At 57.6% G+C, this 16,340-nt stretch carries 15 protein-coding genes and 1 pseudogene; 9 read left to right on the plus strand and 7 right to left on the minus strand.

Annotation, left to right across the window (positions count from 1 at the left end; all coding sequences use genetic code 11):
- Positions 1 to 64 precede the first annotated feature (64 nt).
- From ACOTXI_RS08735 to ACOTXI_RS08745, 3 genes are all read right to left on the minus strand, one after another.
- On the minus strand, positions 65 to 1,720 hold the full coding sequence (locus ACOTXI_RS08735) for a glucan biosynthesis protein D (protein ID WP_058654805.1): 1,656 nt from the start codon (positions 1,718 to 1,720) through the stop codon (positions 65 to 67).
- A gap of 242 nt (positions 1,721 to 1,962) precedes the next feature.
- Positions 1,963 to 2,736 (minus strand): transporter substrate-binding domain-containing protein, encoded by a 774-nt coding sequence (locus ACOTXI_RS08740; RefSeq protein ID WP_021242531.1) that lies wholly within the window; start codon positions 2,734 to 2,736, stop codon positions 1,963 to 1,965.
- A gap of 10 nt (positions 2,737 to 2,746) precedes the next feature.
- A complete protein-coding gene (locus ACOTXI_RS08745) occupies positions 2,747 to 3,916 on the minus strand; it encodes a pyridoxal phosphate-dependent aminotransferase (RefSeq protein WP_058654807.1) in 1,170 nt (389 codons plus the stop codon).
- Positions 3,917 to 4,030: 114 nt separating this feature from the next.
- On the opposite strand from ACOTXI_RS08745, the gene ACOTXI_RS08750 reads away from it, so the two are divergent.
- Positions 4,031 to 4,873 carry a LysR family transcriptional regulator gene (locus tag ACOTXI_RS08750; RefSeq protein ID WP_058654809.1) on the plus strand — a complete coding sequence of 281 codons (843 nt, stop codon included), beginning with the start codon at positions 4,031 to 4,033 and terminating at the stop codon, positions 4,871 to 4,873.
- Here the strand turns inward: ACOTXI_RS08750 and ACOTXI_RS08755 are convergent.
- Together ACOTXI_RS08755 and hglS are read right to left on the minus strand one after the other, a co-directional pair.
- A pseudogene (locus ACOTXI_RS08755) lies at positions 4,860 to 6,501 on the minus strand (carboxylesterase/lipase family protein). The gene ACOTXI_RS08750 and the pseudogene ACOTXI_RS08755 sit on opposite strands and share 14 nt — an antisense overlap.
- Positions 6,404 to 7,747: a 2-oxoadipate dioxygenase/decarboxylase HglS gene (hglS, locus tag ACOTXI_RS08760; RefSeq protein ID WP_049120464.1), complete on the minus strand. Its 1,344-nt coding sequence runs from the start codon at positions 7,745 to 7,747 to the stop codon at positions 6,404 to 6,406. Before hglS ends, ACOTXI_RS08755 begins: the two are co-directional and overlap by 98 nt.
- Before the next feature lie 528 nt (positions 7,748 to 8,275).
- Here hglS and ACOTXI_RS08765 point away from each other — a divergent pair.
- The 8 genes from ACOTXI_RS08765 (at position 8,276) to ACOTXI_RS08800 (ending at position 14,814) form a co-directional block, all read left to right on the plus strand.
- Positions 8,276 to 8,461 (plus strand): general stress protein, encoded by a 186-nt coding sequence (locus ACOTXI_RS08765; RefSeq protein ID WP_004150795.1) that lies wholly within the window; start codon positions 8,276 to 8,278, stop codon positions 8,459 to 8,461.
- A 94-nt stretch (positions 8,462 to 8,555) separates the two neighbouring features.
- Positions 8,556 to 9,050 carry a ferritin-like domain-containing protein gene (locus ACOTXI_RS08770; protein ID WP_008502272.1) on the plus strand — a complete coding sequence of 165 codons (495 nt, stop codon included), beginning with the start codon at positions 8,556 to 8,558 and terminating at the stop codon, positions 9,048 to 9,050.
- Positions 9,051 to 9,073: 23 nt separating this feature from the next.
- Positions 9,074 to 9,277 carry a hypothetical protein gene (locus ACOTXI_RS08775; protein WP_008502273.1) on the plus strand — a complete coding sequence of 68 codons (204 nt, stop codon included), beginning with the start codon at positions 9,074 to 9,076 and terminating at the stop codon, positions 9,275 to 9,277.
- A 25-nt stretch (positions 9,278 to 9,302) separates the two neighbouring features.
- On the plus strand, positions 9,303 to 9,809 hold the full coding sequence (locus ACOTXI_RS08780) for a ferritin-like domain-containing protein (RefSeq protein WP_014883791.1): 507 nt from the start codon (positions 9,303 to 9,305) through the stop codon (positions 9,807 to 9,809).
- 17 nt (positions 9,810 to 9,826) lie between these two features.
- Positions 9,827 to 10,699, plus strand: coding sequence for a manganese catalase family protein (locus ACOTXI_RS08785; RefSeq protein ID WP_008502274.1), 873 nt, complete (start codon positions 9,827 to 9,829; stop codon positions 10,697 to 10,699).
- Between the two features lie 67 nt (positions 10,700 to 10,766).
- The gene (locus tag ACOTXI_RS08790; protein WP_058654787.1) at positions 10,767 to 12,170 is read left to right on the plus strand and encodes a cytochrome ubiquinol oxidase subunit I; all 1,404 of its coding nucleotides are present in this window, start codon (positions 10,767 to 10,769) and stop codon (positions 12,168 to 12,170) included.
- Positions 12,170 to 13,180 carry a cytochrome d ubiquinol oxidase subunit II gene (cydB, locus tag ACOTXI_RS08795; protein WP_008502276.1) on the plus strand — a complete coding sequence of 337 codons (1,011 nt, stop codon included), beginning with the start codon at positions 12,170 to 12,172 and terminating at the stop codon, positions 13,178 to 13,180. Before ACOTXI_RS08790 ends, cydB begins: the two co-directional genes overlap by 1 nt.
- Before the next feature lie 8 nt (positions 13,181 to 13,188).
- Positions 13,189 to 14,814 carry an alpha-amylase family protein gene (locus ACOTXI_RS08800; protein WP_058654785.1) on the plus strand — a complete coding sequence of 542 codons (1,626 nt, stop codon included), beginning with the start codon at positions 13,189 to 13,191 and terminating at the stop codon, positions 14,812 to 14,814.
- Here the strand turns inward: ACOTXI_RS08800 and ACOTXI_RS08805 are convergent, their stop codons facing one another.
- Positions 14,815 to 15,801 (minus strand): SDR family oxidoreductase, encoded by a 987-nt coding sequence (locus ACOTXI_RS08805; protein WP_103786765.1) that lies wholly within the window; start codon positions 15,799 to 15,801, stop codon positions 14,815 to 14,817.
- 18 nt (positions 15,802 to 15,819) lie between these two features.
- Positions 15,820 to 16,338 (minus strand): 2-oxo-tetronate isomerase, encoded by a 519-nt coding sequence (locus tag ACOTXI_RS08810; RefSeq protein ID WP_058654783.1) that lies wholly within the window; start codon positions 16,336 to 16,338, stop codon positions 15,820 to 15,822.
- Positions 16,339 to 16,340 lie beyond the last annotated feature (2 nt).

Genomic DNA, 16,340 nt, shown 5'->3' on the forward strand with positions numbered 1-16,340 from the left:
GCCTACGTTTCGAAACTGTAGGCCGGGTAAGGCGAAGCCGCCACCCGGCACAATCCCACAAGGGTTAACGCATTACCCTGTCGTCAACGTACTGACGTTTATCCGGCGCCGGTGGGAAATACTGGTACAGCCAGGTTTCACTGATGGCGTCGCCCTGGCAGCGCAGGAACAGGCGCATATCCACCGGCTCCGTCGAATCCGACGTCGGGTACCAGTCAAACAGAATGCGATAGCCGTCAAACGGCTCAACGTAGAGGATCTCTACCTGCTTCGCTTCACCGCTGGAGAGCGTAATCACCGGCTCGATGCCTTTTGGCGCAGCGGCCTTCAGGTCGCCACCGACGAAGTCAATTGCAAAGCGACGGGCCCACACTTTCGGGTAGTTTTCCCCTGGAGCCCAGCCTTCCGGGAAGCCGCCCATGCCGGTGCGGGTCGCATAAACGTTCGCCAGCGGGGAGCGCACCGGCGGCATCGCGCTCCAGTAGAGGCGATATTTAAAGTCCAGCTCGTCGCCCGCTTTGACGGCTTTTTCCGGCTGCCAGAAGCAGACCACGTTATCCAGCGTTTCACCGGTGGTCGGGATCTCCATCAGGCCAACCGCGCCTTTACCCCAGTCGTTACGCGGTTCCACCCACAGGCTTGGGCGCTTGTTGTACCATCCCATCACGTCCTGATAGTGCGAGAAATCGCGATCGAGCTGCAGCAGCCCGAACCCTTTCGGGTTTTTATCCATATAGGCATTGAACTGCAGCTTCTGCGGGTTGTTCAGCGGACGACAAATCCACTCACCGTTGCCGCGCCACATCGCCAGGCGGTCGGAGTCGTGTATTTGCGGGTGAATGGTGTCGCACATGCGGCGTTCGTTATTGCCGCAGCTGAACATGCTGGTCATCGGCGCAATGCCGAGCTGCTTGATGTCCTTACGCGCATAGAGGTAGTTTTCCACCTCCATGATCACCTGGCTCTTCTCGCAGTGGATCACGAACTTATAGGCGCCGGTGATGCTCGGGCTATCCAGCAGCGTATAGACGGTAAAGGTGGTGTCGCCGGGCTTGACGGTTTCAAACCAGAAGGCGGTAAAGTCCGGGAACTCTTCCGGCGTGTCGGTAAAGGTGTCTACCGCCAGACCGCGGGCGGAAAGGCCGTACTGGTAGGTGTCGTCCACCGCGCGGAAATAGCTGGCCCCCAGGAAAGAGACGATATCGCGACGCGCCAGCTCCGGCGCCTTAAACGCGCGGAAGCCCGCAAAGCCGAGATCGCTTTGCCCTTCCAGCTGTTTGGTATCCACGCCCGTTTCACCGTAGCTGAACAGCTCAGGACGGAAGTGGATCTCGCGCGCCATAGAGGTCGACTGGTCCAGCGAGAACATCCGCACGCGGCGGCGGAACCCCATTCCCATGTGGAAGAACTGCACGTCCAGCTGACGTCCTTCAATGTTGTTCCACAGAGACTGCTTTTCGTCGTAGCGAATGGCGTTGTACGCCTGCGGCGTCATGGTTGCCAGCGTCTCCGGCAGCGGACGCGGCGCGCCACCCCACGGGGTTTTCGCCAGGTCATGCGCCATGGATTGCAGTACGGAGAAGTCAAAACGACGGCTCTGGCCGTCAGCAATGTCAGAGTCGGCAGCGTATGCCGCTTTGGAAAACAGGGAAGCAAGGCCGGATGTGCCGCTCAGGGCTGCCACTGCCAGCGAGCCTTTTAGAAAACGTCTGCGATTCATGCCTGGAAAAACGTCCTTATGGTCGTGTGAATGTGTTCCGCGCTCGGCGAAATGACGGCAAGAAAGAACGCACAGCCTAAACAAAAATGGTTAAGAATCCAATTGTTGGCCGGTGATTATATGAACAAAGTGAGAAATATTTTCTGTCGACCAGAACGGCCCGAAAGTGGTGTAAAGAAAGCCTGGAAAATGTGTATAAAAATGCCCCGTCAGGACATCAGCTGACGGGGCCAATGAGGCGGTTATTTTACGCTGACATCGATACCCGGGAAGTACTTATCAGCGAGTTTGGCGATCGTGCCGTCGGCACGTACCTTATCAATTGCGGCATCAAGCTGCTTTTTGGTGGCCTCGTCACCTTTGCGCAACCCAAAACCGATCCCACTGCCGAGGATGGTGTCGTCAGACACCGGTTTGCCGATGAAGCCAAACCCTTTTCCCTGCGGCTTGCTGAGGAAACCTGCCTGCCCGGCCGCGGACATGACCAGCGAGGCGTCGATACGGCCATTCAGCAGATCGCCCCAGGCCATATTCTGATCTTTATACGACACCACGGTGACACCCTGCTTTTCCCAGTGCTCTTTGGCATAGGTTTCCTGAATGGAGCCCTGCAGCACGCCGATGGTTTTCCCCTTCAGCCCTTCAGGCGTCGCCTCGACCGCCGTCCCGGCCTTGCCGACCAGCTGCGACGGAATACGGTAGATCGGCTGGGTAAAATCAATGCTCTTGCGGCGCTGCTCGGTGATATTCATCGCCGAGTTGATGGCGTCAAACTTCTTCGCCACCAGCCCCGGGATCAGCGCATCAAACGAGGTTTCCACCCAGCTGCACTTCAGCGCTGCCGCTTTGCAGATGGCATTCCCCAGCTCAACGTCAAATCCTTCCAGTTCGCCTGCCGCATTGCGGCTTTCAAACGGCGGATATTCGGCTTCCAGACCGTAACGCAGCTCGGACGCTGCGAAGGAGGAAAAGGTACACAGCAATCCCATGCCGACAACTAGCGCGCGTAATTTCATCTCAAACTCCTTAGCGTGGTTTAACCCGACACAGGGCCTGGGCACCTGCCCGTAACGTCGCCTCATCTTTCGCAAAAGAGAGACGAATCAATTTATTATCCGTACCGTCCGCATAAAACGCCGACAGCGGAATGGTGGCAACACCGCACTCAACGATCAGCCGTTTCACCAGCTCGCTGTCGCGCTCGTCGCTGAACTGGCTGTAGTCCGCCAGCATGAAGAACGAGCCGGCGCTTGGCAGCAGCGTAAACGGCGAATCGGCCAGCAGACTGTGCAGCAAATCGCGCTTGCGCTGGTAAAACGCCGACAGCGACAGCCAGGTTTGCGGGTCGACCATATGTTCAGCAAACGCGTGCTGCATTGGCGTATCGGCAGAGAACATTAAAAATTGATGGACTTTACAAATCTCGTCCATCAGTACCGCCGGTGCAACACAGTAACCCACGCGCCAGCCGGTGACGTGATACGTTTTTCCGAAAGAAGAAATAATCACGCTTCGCTCCGCCAGCTGCGGGTGCGTAGCCATCCCGTGGTGCGGCTCACCGTCAAACACCACGTGTTCGTACACTTCGTCAGACAAAATAATGATGTCAGTATTGCGGGTCAGCGCCGCCAGCTGCTGCAGATCGTCGGCGGAGAAGACCTGACCGCTCGGGTTGTGCGGCGTATTGATGATGATCATGCGCGTGCGCGGGGTGATCGCGGCGCGAACCTCGTCCCAGTTGACGGCAAAATCCGGCACGGTGAGCTTGATGGCAACCGGCGTTGCCCCCTGCAGGCGGACAATCGGCGCGTAGCTGTCAAAGGACGGCTCAAAATAGATCACCTCATCGCCCGGGTGCACCAGCCCGCTGATTGCCGAGTAGAGCCCTTCGCTGGCGCTGGCGGTCACCAGCACCTCGCGGCCCGGGTCATACTGCGTGCCGTAAAGCGTGGCAATTTTATCGGCAATGCGCTCTTTGAGCGTCTGCAGGCCGGTCATCGACGCGTACTGGTTATGCCCTGCCTCCATCGCGCGGGTGACGCCCGCAACAAGCTTCGGGTCGCAGGAAAAATTCGGTGCGCCCTGAGAAAGGTTTATCGCGTTATGCTGCGCCGAGAGCTGGCCGATAACGGTAAAGATCGTGGTGCCCACATCGGGCAGTTTGGAGCGCGTTTGCACAGGCGTTTGTAAAGTCATCCTCTTTCCCTTCTCATGGACATTGCATAACTATTCAAACAACATCTCTGTTGTCGGGACAATCGAATTGTTGTCATAATAGCCATGAGAAAAATGCATAGCTGAGGTGTTTTCATGTCGCGCCGTTCGCTCCCGCTCAATGCCATCGACGCATTTTTAGTCACCGCGCGTCACCTGAATCTCACCCATGCTGCCGCAGAGCTTTGTCTGACGCAGGGGGCCGTGAGCCGCAAGATAGCCTCCCTCGAGGCCTGGTTTGGCTTTCCGCTTTTTGAACGCCACGCGCGCGGCCTGCGCCTCTCTTCACAGGGCTGCGCCCTGCTCCCGGAACTGCAGTCTGCGTTCGAACACTTGCTGACCGTGGCCGACCAGGCCCGCAGCCAGCAAACCGTGATACGGCTCAAGGCGCCCACCTGCGCCATGCGCTGGCTGGTGCCGCGCCTGCTGGAGGTGGAGCGTGAGCAGCCGGATCTGCAGATCGCCCTGACCACCACCACCGATCATAACGTCAATTTCAAAACCGAATCTTACGACGCGGCCATCGTGTTCGGCACGCACATGAGCGCAGGCGACCTGCTGTTCGAAGAGGCGCTCACCCCGGTGATAAGCCCGGTGCGGGCGGGTGCAGCGCTGGGATCGCTGACGTTCCTGCACCCGACAAGGGATAAAACAGACTGGTCGCTGTGGCTGACGAAACAGGAAGGTCCGGGCTTTGCCATGCACAAAAATCAACACTTCGACACGATGGATCTCGCCATCACGGCCGCCATTCAGGGGCTGGGCGTCGCCATTGCCGACGAAACGCTGGTGGCCGAAGATGTCCGCGCGGGAAGACTGATACGGCCTTATGAAACCAGCATAAAAACCGGCGCGAGCTACCGGCTGGTGCTGCGCGAAACGCCAGGGGAGGAAAATGGGCTGGCGGCGTTTCGCGCCTGTTTGCTTAATCGAGGCTGACGTGGTGCTTCATCACCCGTTTGAAGAGGCTCATCCGGGCGCGCATAAAGCGGTTTTCAAGCCTGAAACCTGCATGTTTATTCACGCCAATGCGTAACAAAACGTCCCGCCCTTTTCGGCATGCGGGCCAGTGCGTCGGCCCGGGCAGGATCTCGTGAGGTCCTGCGTCTCGCGCAAAGCTCACCCAGTAATCGGCCACCTGAGCAGCAAACTGCACATCCCGTTCGTTGACATACTGGCGTGAAGGCTCCACCTGGCCGAGGGTATCAAAGACGTAAGGCACTTCATTGCCGTGCCACGCGCCGTTGATATAGGTGGCATGTTCCGCTTCCGCAACATAGTCAAACCAGTAACGCCAGCACAATCCGCCGACGCGCTGCTGCGCCTGCATCACGACGTAGCCCATCGTAGTGAACGCCATGTCGCGGCACACCTGCCTGCCCAGCTCCTCATCGCCTTTGACGCCCGGATAGAGCAGCTTAATCAGCCCCAGCCCGAAGCGTCGCTCCCGGCGAAGCTTCTGGATTTGCCCGGCGAGATCGATGCCAAACACCGCCATCACGCTGGCCTCATCTCTGTTCGAGCCGATCATTACCGGCACGGGGTGCTGGCGAGCGGCGAAAAAGACGTCCAGCATCGCTTCAGGCAGAACGCAATCCCCGACGATGGGGGCCGGAGCAATGTTCAGCGGCGCGGTGAGCGGCCAGAACGCCTCCGGCGGAATGGCGCGCAGTTGTTCGGCTGTCGCCTTTTCCAGGCCAAAATGGGCGGCCAGCGCCTCCCCTTTTTGCAACGCCTGCTCTCGCGGCGTGTCCGGCAAGGTGTACCCGCTTTGCACAATCGCCTTATGGAACAATCCTTCTGCAAGCGGAGAGGCCAGCAGAGAGAGCACGCGCGCCCGCGGATTCGCCAAACAGGGTCACGTTAGCGGGGTCGCCACCAAATGCGGCGATATTGTCCCTTACCCATTCGAGGGCGGCGATCTGATCCAGCAGGGCAAAATTATGCACCACGCGATCTTCTTCGCCTTCCAGCGCGGGATGGGCAAAAAAACCAAGATGACCGAGACGGTAGTTGATCGTCACCACAACCACGCCGCGCGTGGCCAGCGCTTTGCCGTTATAGGGCGGTAAGCCACCCGCACCGATGGTAAAGCCGCCGCCGTGCAGCCAGACCATAACCGGAAGCGGCCCGGCGCGCTCTGTGGGAGACCAGACGTTCAGATAGAGGCAGTCTTCCGAGAACTGACCGGGATCGCCCCCGCCCAGCTCCTGGCAATATTCGCTGCTTTGCCAGCTTGAGGCCGAAAAAGCGGTAGCCTCGCGAACGCCATCCCACGGCTCAGGATGCCGCGGGGAGCGCCAGCGCCACTCGCCAACGGGCGGTGCGGCATAAGGAATACCGCACCAGACGTGGACATTTTCATCGGTTAAACCAGACAGTGCGCCCTGGCGCGTTTCAACCACAGGGGCGGAAGGATTTTGCATAACGACCTTATTTTTTCCATCACACCCCAGCAGAGTAACGCTTTCAGAGCAAACCGCAACGCTGTTTGCTGCGCGTTTCAGCCTCCTCATAGAGGGTAAATTCGTCATACACCGGGCAGCCGAGGGCCGCTTCAAACGCATCGCGGCTGGCGTTACCGTGGCTGCGGGCCTGGGTTTCATTCCCGAGATTGGACTGGAAAATCCCCGCGGCGCTGACCGGGAGGAAATCTTCGTAGGTGATCGGCTGTGCGACGACCCATCCGCGCTCGATCAGCGGCTGCGGATCGTCGCCCGGCCGGAACGCATGGCGATGCGCTTCACCCGCTGGCGTCAGACGGTAGCGGAAATACGCCAGCTCCTGACGGCGCATTAACAGTTCGCTGTCAGGGAAGGCGCTAAAGATCTCCTGCAGATGCAGCTGGTGCGTCAGGTTATCTTTGCCGGTACCGGCCTGGGCAAGGAGGCTATCGTACAGTTCCCGGCCTTTCGGGGTCAGCGCCACGCCGCGCTGCTCAATCTCACCGAAGCGCGCGGTGTGGGTGCCTTTGTGTTCACCGGCAAACAGCACCGGCTCTTCCAGCGCCTTGAAACTGGTTTGACGCAGCAGGACGGGCACCTCGCGACGCGGCGGCCCTTCAATCAAAATTTTCGGCTCGATACCGTACTTCGGCATCAGCTCCTGCACCCGGTCAATATCCAGCGTCCGAGGCGTGAGGTGGTTGATATGGCAGCCCGGGAAGCAGACCACATCGGCGATCAGCCGGTGCTCGTTATGCAGCGCCTGATAGGTTTCCTGATCGACCGTCGCATGACGGTGCCAGCGGAAGGTTTCCAGCGCTTCCTGCACAAACTCCTGCGCCTGCTCGACGGTAAACTGCCCTTCCGATTCATACAGATCGAGAAGCGCCAGACAGCGCGGGGTGAAGATGTTTCGGTGAGACAGAATTTCCGCCGCACGTTCGCGCAGCGCGACGTTTTCAATCAGCTCAAGGCGCAGCAGCGAAGTAAAAATGCGGAACGGATTACGGCACAGCGCCGCATCATCAATCGGCCGAAATGCCGTTGAGTGGACCGGCACCCCCGCCTGGGAGAGATCGTAATAGCTGACCGGGTACATCCCCATAATGGCAAACATACGGCGCAGGGTTGAAAGTTCCTGCGCACTGCCGACGCGGATGGCCCCGTGACGCTCGACGTTCAGACGCGCAAGCTCATCGGCGTTTGCCAGTTGTTCATGTAATAGTGGATCATTTTCCAGCACCGCCAGGTTTACGTCCGCTACCAGTTCAAGCAAGGTGCCGTACTGCGGAACTTCCTGCTGGTACATCGCCGACATAGCCTGCGAAAAGTGTTCCCGAATGTCATCAGCCGTGATGGTGTTCGCCATGATGTCATGCCTCCAGTGAATATTACCTGGAGTGTAGAGAAACCCGTTCCTTCCGGGGGGAAAGATTTCTGATTTGTGATCTTAAGACGACAGTGGTCAAACCGTGTGCGACTGGCCTCTGAACAAGCCTTAACGAAACCGCCCTTTCGCGCCTGTCGCTTTTTATCCAGGATTTTCCTTATAATTATTTATGGTTTCGCTTTCTAGCCATAAAGGAGTATTTTTTATTTTCCCCTGACTGCAAATTAACCATTTTGAGGGCGTCATTATTTTTATCCTCAGCTTTCAAATTTTTAGCTCAAAGCTAGGAATAATCTGAACAGTTGTTTACAAGTCCTTCCTGTCTATCCATATTTCCAACGCAAGCGAAGCGCAAATTTACAAATATTTAAAAATAACGCAACCGCAAATAGCAAAACGCATTTGACGGATCGCACACAGCGACTAGAGTTATTACTCGAACGACGAGTGATACGGAATATTTTCGTATCGTACTGACATAACCAATATATGACTATGAGGTTTAATATGGCAGAGCATCGTGGTGGTTCCGGTAATTTCGCTGAAGACCGTGAAAAAGCATCAGAAGCTGGACGTAAAGGTGGCCAGCACAGCGGTGGTAATTTTAAAAACGATCCGCAACGCGCATCTGAAGCGGGTAAGAAAGGGGGACAGAACAGTCACGGCGGAGGCCGTAAATCTGATAACTCCTGATCTTATTTAGTACTCTTTTAATAAAACCAGAGAGCATGCTGCGGGCTGAAAAGCTCGCAGTACCCTTTCTTTATTTTACCGGAGCGTAATAATTATGAATATGAAAAGTGTAGAGGATGTATTTATTCATCTTCTGTCGGATACCTACAGCGCAGAAAAGCAGCTTACCCGAGCGTTAAGCAAACTTGCCCGCGCCGCCTCCAGCGAGAAGCTGAGCGCCGCCTTTACCGCACACCTTGAAGAGACGCAAGGTCAGATCGAACGTATCGACCAGATCGTGGAACAGGAAGACGGCATCAAGCTCAAGCGCATGAAATGCGTCGCAATGGAAGGCTTAATTGAAGAAGCTAATGAAGTCATCGAAAGCACGGAAAAAAATGAAGTCCGTGATGCCGCATTAATTGCCGCTGCGCAAAAAGTAGAGCATTACGAAATAGCCAGCTACGGTACCCTTGCCACTCTGGCAGAACAACTCGGCTATAAAAAAGCCGTTAAGCTTCTTGCCGAAACGCTGGAAGAAGAGAAAGAGACCGACCTTAAACTCACCGACCTGGCCGTTGGCAATATTAACCAAAAAGCGCAGAAATGACGCGATAATACAGGTTAAATAAAATGAGCATCAGTCCCAGGACAATTAAACGGTGCCATTTAGCGGCAGCGATAATATGGTTCATTCTCGCTATCCCTTCCGTCATCTGGTGGAAGAACAGCGTGCTATGGGTCATTATCATCAGTATTTATGCCAATATTGTCGGCCATTTATCTGGCTACAGTGCCGCACGTGCCGATCAGGCTGCTGAAAGTGAGACCAAATAAGCGAACCCCTAATGAGGATACAATGATGAATCACGTAGAACACTACCATGACTGGCTACGCGATGCCCATGCAATGGAAAAGCAAGCCGAATCTATGCTGGAATCCATGGCCAGCCGTATCGATAATTATCCTGATGTTCGCGCCAGAATTGAGCAACATATTAATGAGACAAAACGGCAAATCACATTGCTGGAGGAAATCCTCGACCGTAATGATATTTCTCGTTCGGTCTTAAAAGACTCGATGAGCAAAATGGCGGCGCTGGGACAATCCATCGGCGGCATGTTCCCTTCTGACGAAATCGTGAAGGGCTCGATCAGCGGCTATGTTTTCGAACAGTTTGAAATCGCCTGCTATACCTCCCTGCTGGCGGCGGCCAAAAAAGCGGGTGACACCGCCTCGATACCCGCTATTGAGACGATCCTCGCCGAAGAGCGCGAAATGGCCGACTGGCTGATTCGTCATATCCCGCAAACGACGGAACAGTTCCTGCTGCGTTCAGACGCGTCGGGTGTCGAAGCGAAAAAATAACCCACAGGAGAGTGAGCATGTTTCGACACGTCAAACAGCTGCAATACACGGTTCGCGTCGCCGAACCGAATCCCGGCCTGGCCAACCTTTTACTGGAACAATTTGGCGGACCGCAGGGTGAACTGGCCGCCGCCTGCCGCTACTTTACGCAAGGGTTGAGCGATGACGATCCGGGCCGTAAAGACATGCTGATGGATATCGCGACCGAGGAGTTAAGCCACCTCGAAATCATCGGTACCCTGGTCGGTATGCTGAATAAAGGTGCCAAGGGCGCGCTGGCGGAAGGGGTGGAAAATGAGGCCGAGCTGTATCGCTCCATGACCGAAAACGGGAATGACAGCCACATCACCTCCCTGCTCTACGGCGGCGGAACCCCGCTAACTAACTCAGCGGGCGTACCCTGGACGGCGGCCTACGTCGACACCATTGGCGAGCCGACGGCGGATCTGCGTTCGAACGTGGCGGCCGAGGCCAGAGCCAAAATCATCTATGAACGGCTGATCAACGTGACTGACGATCCCGGCGTTAAAGATGCCCTGGCGTTTCTGATGACGCGTGAGGCGGCGCATCAGCTCTCCTTTGAGAAGGCGCTGCAGTCCATCCGTAATAATTTCCCGCCGGGAAAACTGCCGCCAATCGAGGAATTCACCAACAAGTACTACAATATGTCTGAAGGTGGAGAGGTTCGCGGAAGCTGGAACAGCGATAAACATTTCGATTACGTTGAGTCCCCCCAGCCTGCGGTGGATGGCGGCGATGGCAGTGCCAGCGTGACGCTCACAACCGAGCAGGCAACCCTGGTTAAGGCGATGTCTGCCCGCACGAAGTCCGATCCACATTCCGACCCGCTGACCGGTGCCGAGCTGGGTGCCGGTAAGACTAAACCGTAATCGGTTTGCCGGGCAGGCCTGACCTGCCCGGCAATTCGCGTGCCCCATCGTCTCAGAGGTACGGACCATGTTCGAACTCGATGCGTTTCATCTGGCCAGAATTCAGTTCGCTTTTACCGTCTCGTTCCACATCCTGTTTCCTGCGATCACCATCGGTCTCGCCAGCTACCTGGTGGTGCTGGAGGGCATGTGGCTGCGCACCAAAAACGACGTCTGGCGATCGTTGTACCACTTCTGGCTAAAGATATTTGCCGTTAACTTCGGCATGGGCGTCGTTTCCGGGCTGGTGATGGCGTACCAGTTTGGCACCAACTGGAGCGGGTTCTCCCAGTTCGCGGGCAGCATTACCGGCCCGCTTTTGACCTACGAGGTATTAACCGCCTTCTTCCTGGAGGCCGGATTCCTCGGCGTCATGATGTTCGGCTGGAACAAGGTCGGCCCGGGGCTGCACTTCTTTTCGACCTGCATGGTGGCGCTCGGCACGCTGATGTCGACCTTCTGGATCCTCGCCTCCAACAGCTGGATGCATACGCCGCAGGGTTTCACTATCGAAAACGGGCAGGTTATCCCGCAGGACTGGCTGGCAATCGTCTTTAACCCCTCCTTCCCGTACCGTCTTATTCATATGGCTATCGCCGCGTTCCTGAGCAGCGCGCTGTTTGTCGGCGCGTCGGCCGCCTGGCATCTGCTGCGCGGTAACGATACGCCTGCCGTTCGCACCATGTTTTCGATGGCGATGTGGATGGCGCTGCTGGTCGCCCCTATCCAGGCGGTGGTGGGCGATATGCACGGCCTGAACACGCTTGAGCATCAGCCAGCCAAAATCGCCGCTATTGAGGGTCACTGGGAAAATCCGCCCGGCGAGGCCACCCCGCTGCTGCTGTTTGGTCTGCCGGATATGAAGGAAGAGCGCACCAAATACGGCCTGGAGATCCCCGCGCTCGGCAGCCTGATTCTGACGCACAGCCTGGATAAACAGGTCCCGGCCCTGAAAGACTTCCCGAAAGAGGATCGACCCAACTCGACCATCGTTTTCTGGTCGTTCCGCATTATGGTGGGGATGGGTCTGCTGATGATTACCCTCGGTCTGCTCAGCCTCTGGCTACGCTATCGCCATCGACTTTACCACTCGCGTCCGTTCCAGTGGTTTGCCCTCTGCATGGGGCCTGCGGGGCTGGTCGCGCTGCTTGCCGGCTGGGTGACCACCGAAGTAGGCCGTCAGCCGTGGGTTGTCTATGGCTACCTGCGCACCATCGACGCGGTATCGCTGCACAGCACCCTGCAGATGAGCATTAGCCTGCTGGCGTTCTTCGTCGTCTACTCATCCGTATTTGGCGTGGGCTATGTTTATCTCATCCGGCTGATTAAGAAAGGTCCTCAGCCCGTTGATACGCTGACGTCAAACACCTCGGGCACGCCTGCCCGTCCGCTGTCAGCCGCGGAGTCTGTTCCGGAAGAGGAGAGAATCTGATGGGCGTCGATATCTCAGTGATTTGGTTTGCCATCATCGTGTTTGCCACGCTGATGTATATCATTATGGACGGCTTCGATCTGGGGATTGGCCTGCTGTTTAACTTCGTGGGCGATGCCAAAGAGCGCGATGTGATGGTCAATAGCGTGGCGCCCGTCTGGGACGGCAACGAGACCTGGCTGGTGCTCGGCGGCGCGGGGCTGTTCGGCGCGTTTCCGCTGGCCTATGCGGTGATCATTGATGCGCTGACCATCCCCCTCACCGCGATGCTGATCGGCCTCATCTTTCGCGGCGTTGCCTTTGAGTTCCGCTTCAAAGCCACCCCTTCACACCGCAAATTCTGGGACTACTCCTTTGCCGGCGGCTCCCTGCTCGCCACCTTCAGCCAGGGCGTGGTGGTGGGCGCCGTGATCAACGGCTTTGACGTGGAGGGCCGACGTTTTGTCGGCTCTTCGCTGGACTGGCTCACGCCTTTCAACCTCTTCTGCGGCATCGGTCTGGTCGTTGCCTACACGCTGCTGGGCACCACCTGGCTCATCATGAAAAGCGAAGGCGCGCTGCAACAACGCATGCGCGAACTGACCCGCCACGTGCTGCTGGCGCTGATGGTGGTTATCGCGGTGGTCAGCGTCTGGACGCCGCTCGGCTGGCAGTACGTCGCCGACCGCTGGTTTACCCTGCCCAACTTCTTCTGGTTCCTGCCGGTTCCGCTGCTGGTCGGGATCTTCAGCGTGCTGATCTGGCGCCTGACGCGCAACCCGGCCAGCCACGCGCGCCCTTTCCTGCTGACGCTGGGGCTGATCTTCCTCGGGTTCAGCGGTCTGGGTATCAGCCTCTGGCCGAACATTATTCCGCCGCGTATCACTCTGTGGGAGGCCGCGGCCCCGCCTGCCAGCCAGCTGTTTATGCTGGTCGGGACGTTACTGATTATTCCGGTGATCCTGGTGTACACCGCCTGGAGCTACTACGTGTTCCGGGGCAAGGTTTCGGATACTGAAGGCTATCACTGAGGCACGCTATGACGGACTGGCATACACGGGCCATTATTTACCAGATTGATACCGCACTCTTTTATGATTTGAACGGCGATGGCTGCGGGGACATCGCCGGGATAGCGGCCAAGCTGCGGTACATTCGCCGCATGGGGGCGACGGTTATCTGGATCACCCCGTTTTACCTCACGCCCTTTCTCGATGAAGGCTATGACGTCAGCGACCATCTCCAGGTGGATCCCCGCTTCGGAAAGCTGGCCGATATCATCGCCTTTATTGAACAGGCCCGCGAGCTGGGCATGCAGGTCATTATTGAACTGCTGATCCAGCACACCTCTGACGCGCATCCCTGGTTCCAGCAGGCCCGCCGTAACCCGGCGTCACCCTATCGGGATTACTACCTCTGGTCAGATAGTGACGACGACGATACGCCCCCCATGTTTCCCGGCGTGGAGGAGAGCATCTGGACCTGGGATGACGAAGCGGGACAATACTACCGGCACATGTTCTATCGCCACGAACCGGACCTGAACCTGACCTCGCCCGCGGTGCTGAAAGAGATCGAGAACATCATCCTCTTCTGGCTCAAGCTGGGCGTGTCGGGGTTCCGCCTGGATGCCGCCTCCCACCTGACCACGCAGGCGGGAAACGGTGATGAAAAAAAGGGCCTGTGGATCCTCGAACACATGCGCCGTCTGATTGAGGAACATAATCCGGACGCGATCCTGCTGGGTGAAGTGGACGTCGAGGTGGAGGCCTATCAGGACTACTTTGGCAATAATGACCGCCTGAATCTGGTGCTCAATTTCTGGCTCAACAAATATTTTTACGTTAGCCTGGCCCGCAAAAGCGCCCGTCCGCTGCGCAACGCGGTGAAGAAGATGATCGTCCCGCCCGATTCATGCTGTTTTGCCAACTGGCTGCGCAATCACGACGAGCTGGATCTGGAGGGCATCAGCCAGAAAGACAAACAGTTTGTCCTCGATACCTTCGCCCCTGATGAGGAGATGAACGTCTACCAGCGCGGGATCCGCCGCCGCCTGGCGCCGATGCTCAACGGCGATCTGAAGCGGCTGGCGTTCTGCCACGCGGTACTGTTTTCCCTGCCCGGCGTTCCGGTGATGCGCTATGGCGATGAGATCGGCATGGGGGATGACCTCGATCTGGAGGAGCGCTACGCTGTGCGCACCCCCATGCAGTGGGCGGGATCGCAAGGCGGCGGTTTTTCGGCAGCCGACCCGGAAAAATTTATCGCGCCGATTATCGACCGCGGCCCTTATCGCTATCAGAAAATCAACGTCGCCGATTCGCTGCTCCACCGCAACTCGCTTCTGCACCGGATCATTGATATCGCCAATACCCGCTCGGAGTTCCCCGAAATCGCCGTTGCGCCCTTTCGGCTCCTCACGATCGATAGTGACGCGGTGCTGGGGATCTATTACGAGACCGAAGAACGCAGCATCCTGACCTTTGTTAACTTCAGCGACCAGCCGGTACGGTTCACCGTGAAGGGGATCCGCAACGCCACCTGGACCGCCTGTCTTGCGGACAAACGCTACGATGACGCGCTGGTTTGCGGTAAAACCGTTGAGCTTAGCCTTGGCGGCTATGGCTATCGCTGGTTCTGGACGCACCGCAGCGCGCTGCGCTGATTACGGTTTCCGGCGGGTTATCAAACGCGTCAACACAATACCCGCCACCGCAAGGGCCCCTAACGCCACTTTGCCCGGCATACCGGAGGTGACGGACGTCGCGCGGGTTTTCGCTTCGTCAGTGAAACGGCCATGGATTTTGTGCAGGTCGTTAACCGGCTGTTCGAGATAATCCCGGCGGTCCGGCGCGTTCAGATCGTCGGTCATCTGACCTTCCCAGGCTTTCTTCACCATCAGCCTGTCCAGAAAACCCGGGAAGAGGAACTGCCCGACAATCGACTGAATGGTGCTGCTGCCTACCCACAGCTCGCGCACCGACTTTTGCGCCACCCTGAAGATGGCGCTGGCGGCGACTTCAGGCTCGAACACCGGCGGTACCGGCCGCATCGCCCACGCGAACTTGTTCCTTGCCCATTCGAACTGCGGCGTATTGAGCCCCGGCATCTGCACCATCGAAAGCTGAACCCGGCTGTTCTCATGCATCAGCTCGGTGCGCACCGCATCGGTAAACCCGCGGATCGCCGCTTTGGCCCCGCAGTAGGCGGACTGCAGGGGAATGGAACGGTAGGCCAGCGCGGACCCTACCTGAATAATCACGCCCCTGTCGCGCGGAACCATAAGCTCAAGCGCCGCGCGGGTGCCGTTCACGTAGCCGAGGTATGTCACCTCGGTCACGCGCCGAAACTCGTCCGGCGTAAGGGTACGAAACGGTGCCAGCACGGCCCCCATGGCGTTGTTGACCCAGACATCAATCGCACCGAGACGATACTCAATCTCGTTAGCCGCATCCACCACCGCCTGACTGTCGGCGACGTCCGCCTGCACGGCGTGCGCATTTACGCCGAAGCGGCGCAGCTCTTCCTGGGTGGAGTGCAGGCTGGCTTCATCACGGGCGATGAGGCCCACATCGTAACCTGCTTTTGCAAAGCGCAGCGCCGTGGCTTTTCCCACGCCCGCCGTCCCACCGGTAATCACTATGACAGCCATAGAACCTCCACGTGAACTTCAACCGTTATGCCCGTCCGACAATGCTGTCACCAGCTCTGCCAGCGAAAAATGCACCGCTTTTTCCACCACGTCCTGACAGTCTCCGGAGAAAAGCACGGTACGGGTTTTCGTCTCGCCACCTATGTTCCACGCAAAACAGACCGTCCCCGCCGCCGTGCCGTCGTCGCCCCCTTCCGGACCAGCGTATCCGCTGATGGCGATGCTGATATCCGCCTGGGCAATGTCGCGGATGCTGGCGGCCATCTCGGTCACCGTCTGTTCGCTGACGGCGGTATAGCGCGCCAGCGTTTCAGGACGCACGCCGAGGATCCGCGCTTTCGCGGCATCGCTGAACACCACCAGCCCGACATCATAAAAATCGGCCGTGTTCTCTTCAGCGCAGAGCGCCACCGAGAGCTTTCCCCCGGTGCAGGATTCCGCCGTGGTTAAGCGCAGACCGGCATCGATTAACTTGCTCGCCAGTTTTTTTGTCAGTTCACCGACGGTGTAATGGTTATCGTGCAAAAGATTGCTCATCT

Source organism: Enterobacter cloacae complex sp. BZL2005, assembly GCF_049238885.1.
Classification (GTDB): Bacteria; Pseudomonadota; Gammaproteobacteria; order Enterobacterales; family Enterobacteriaceae; genus Enterobacter; species Enterobacter roggenkampii.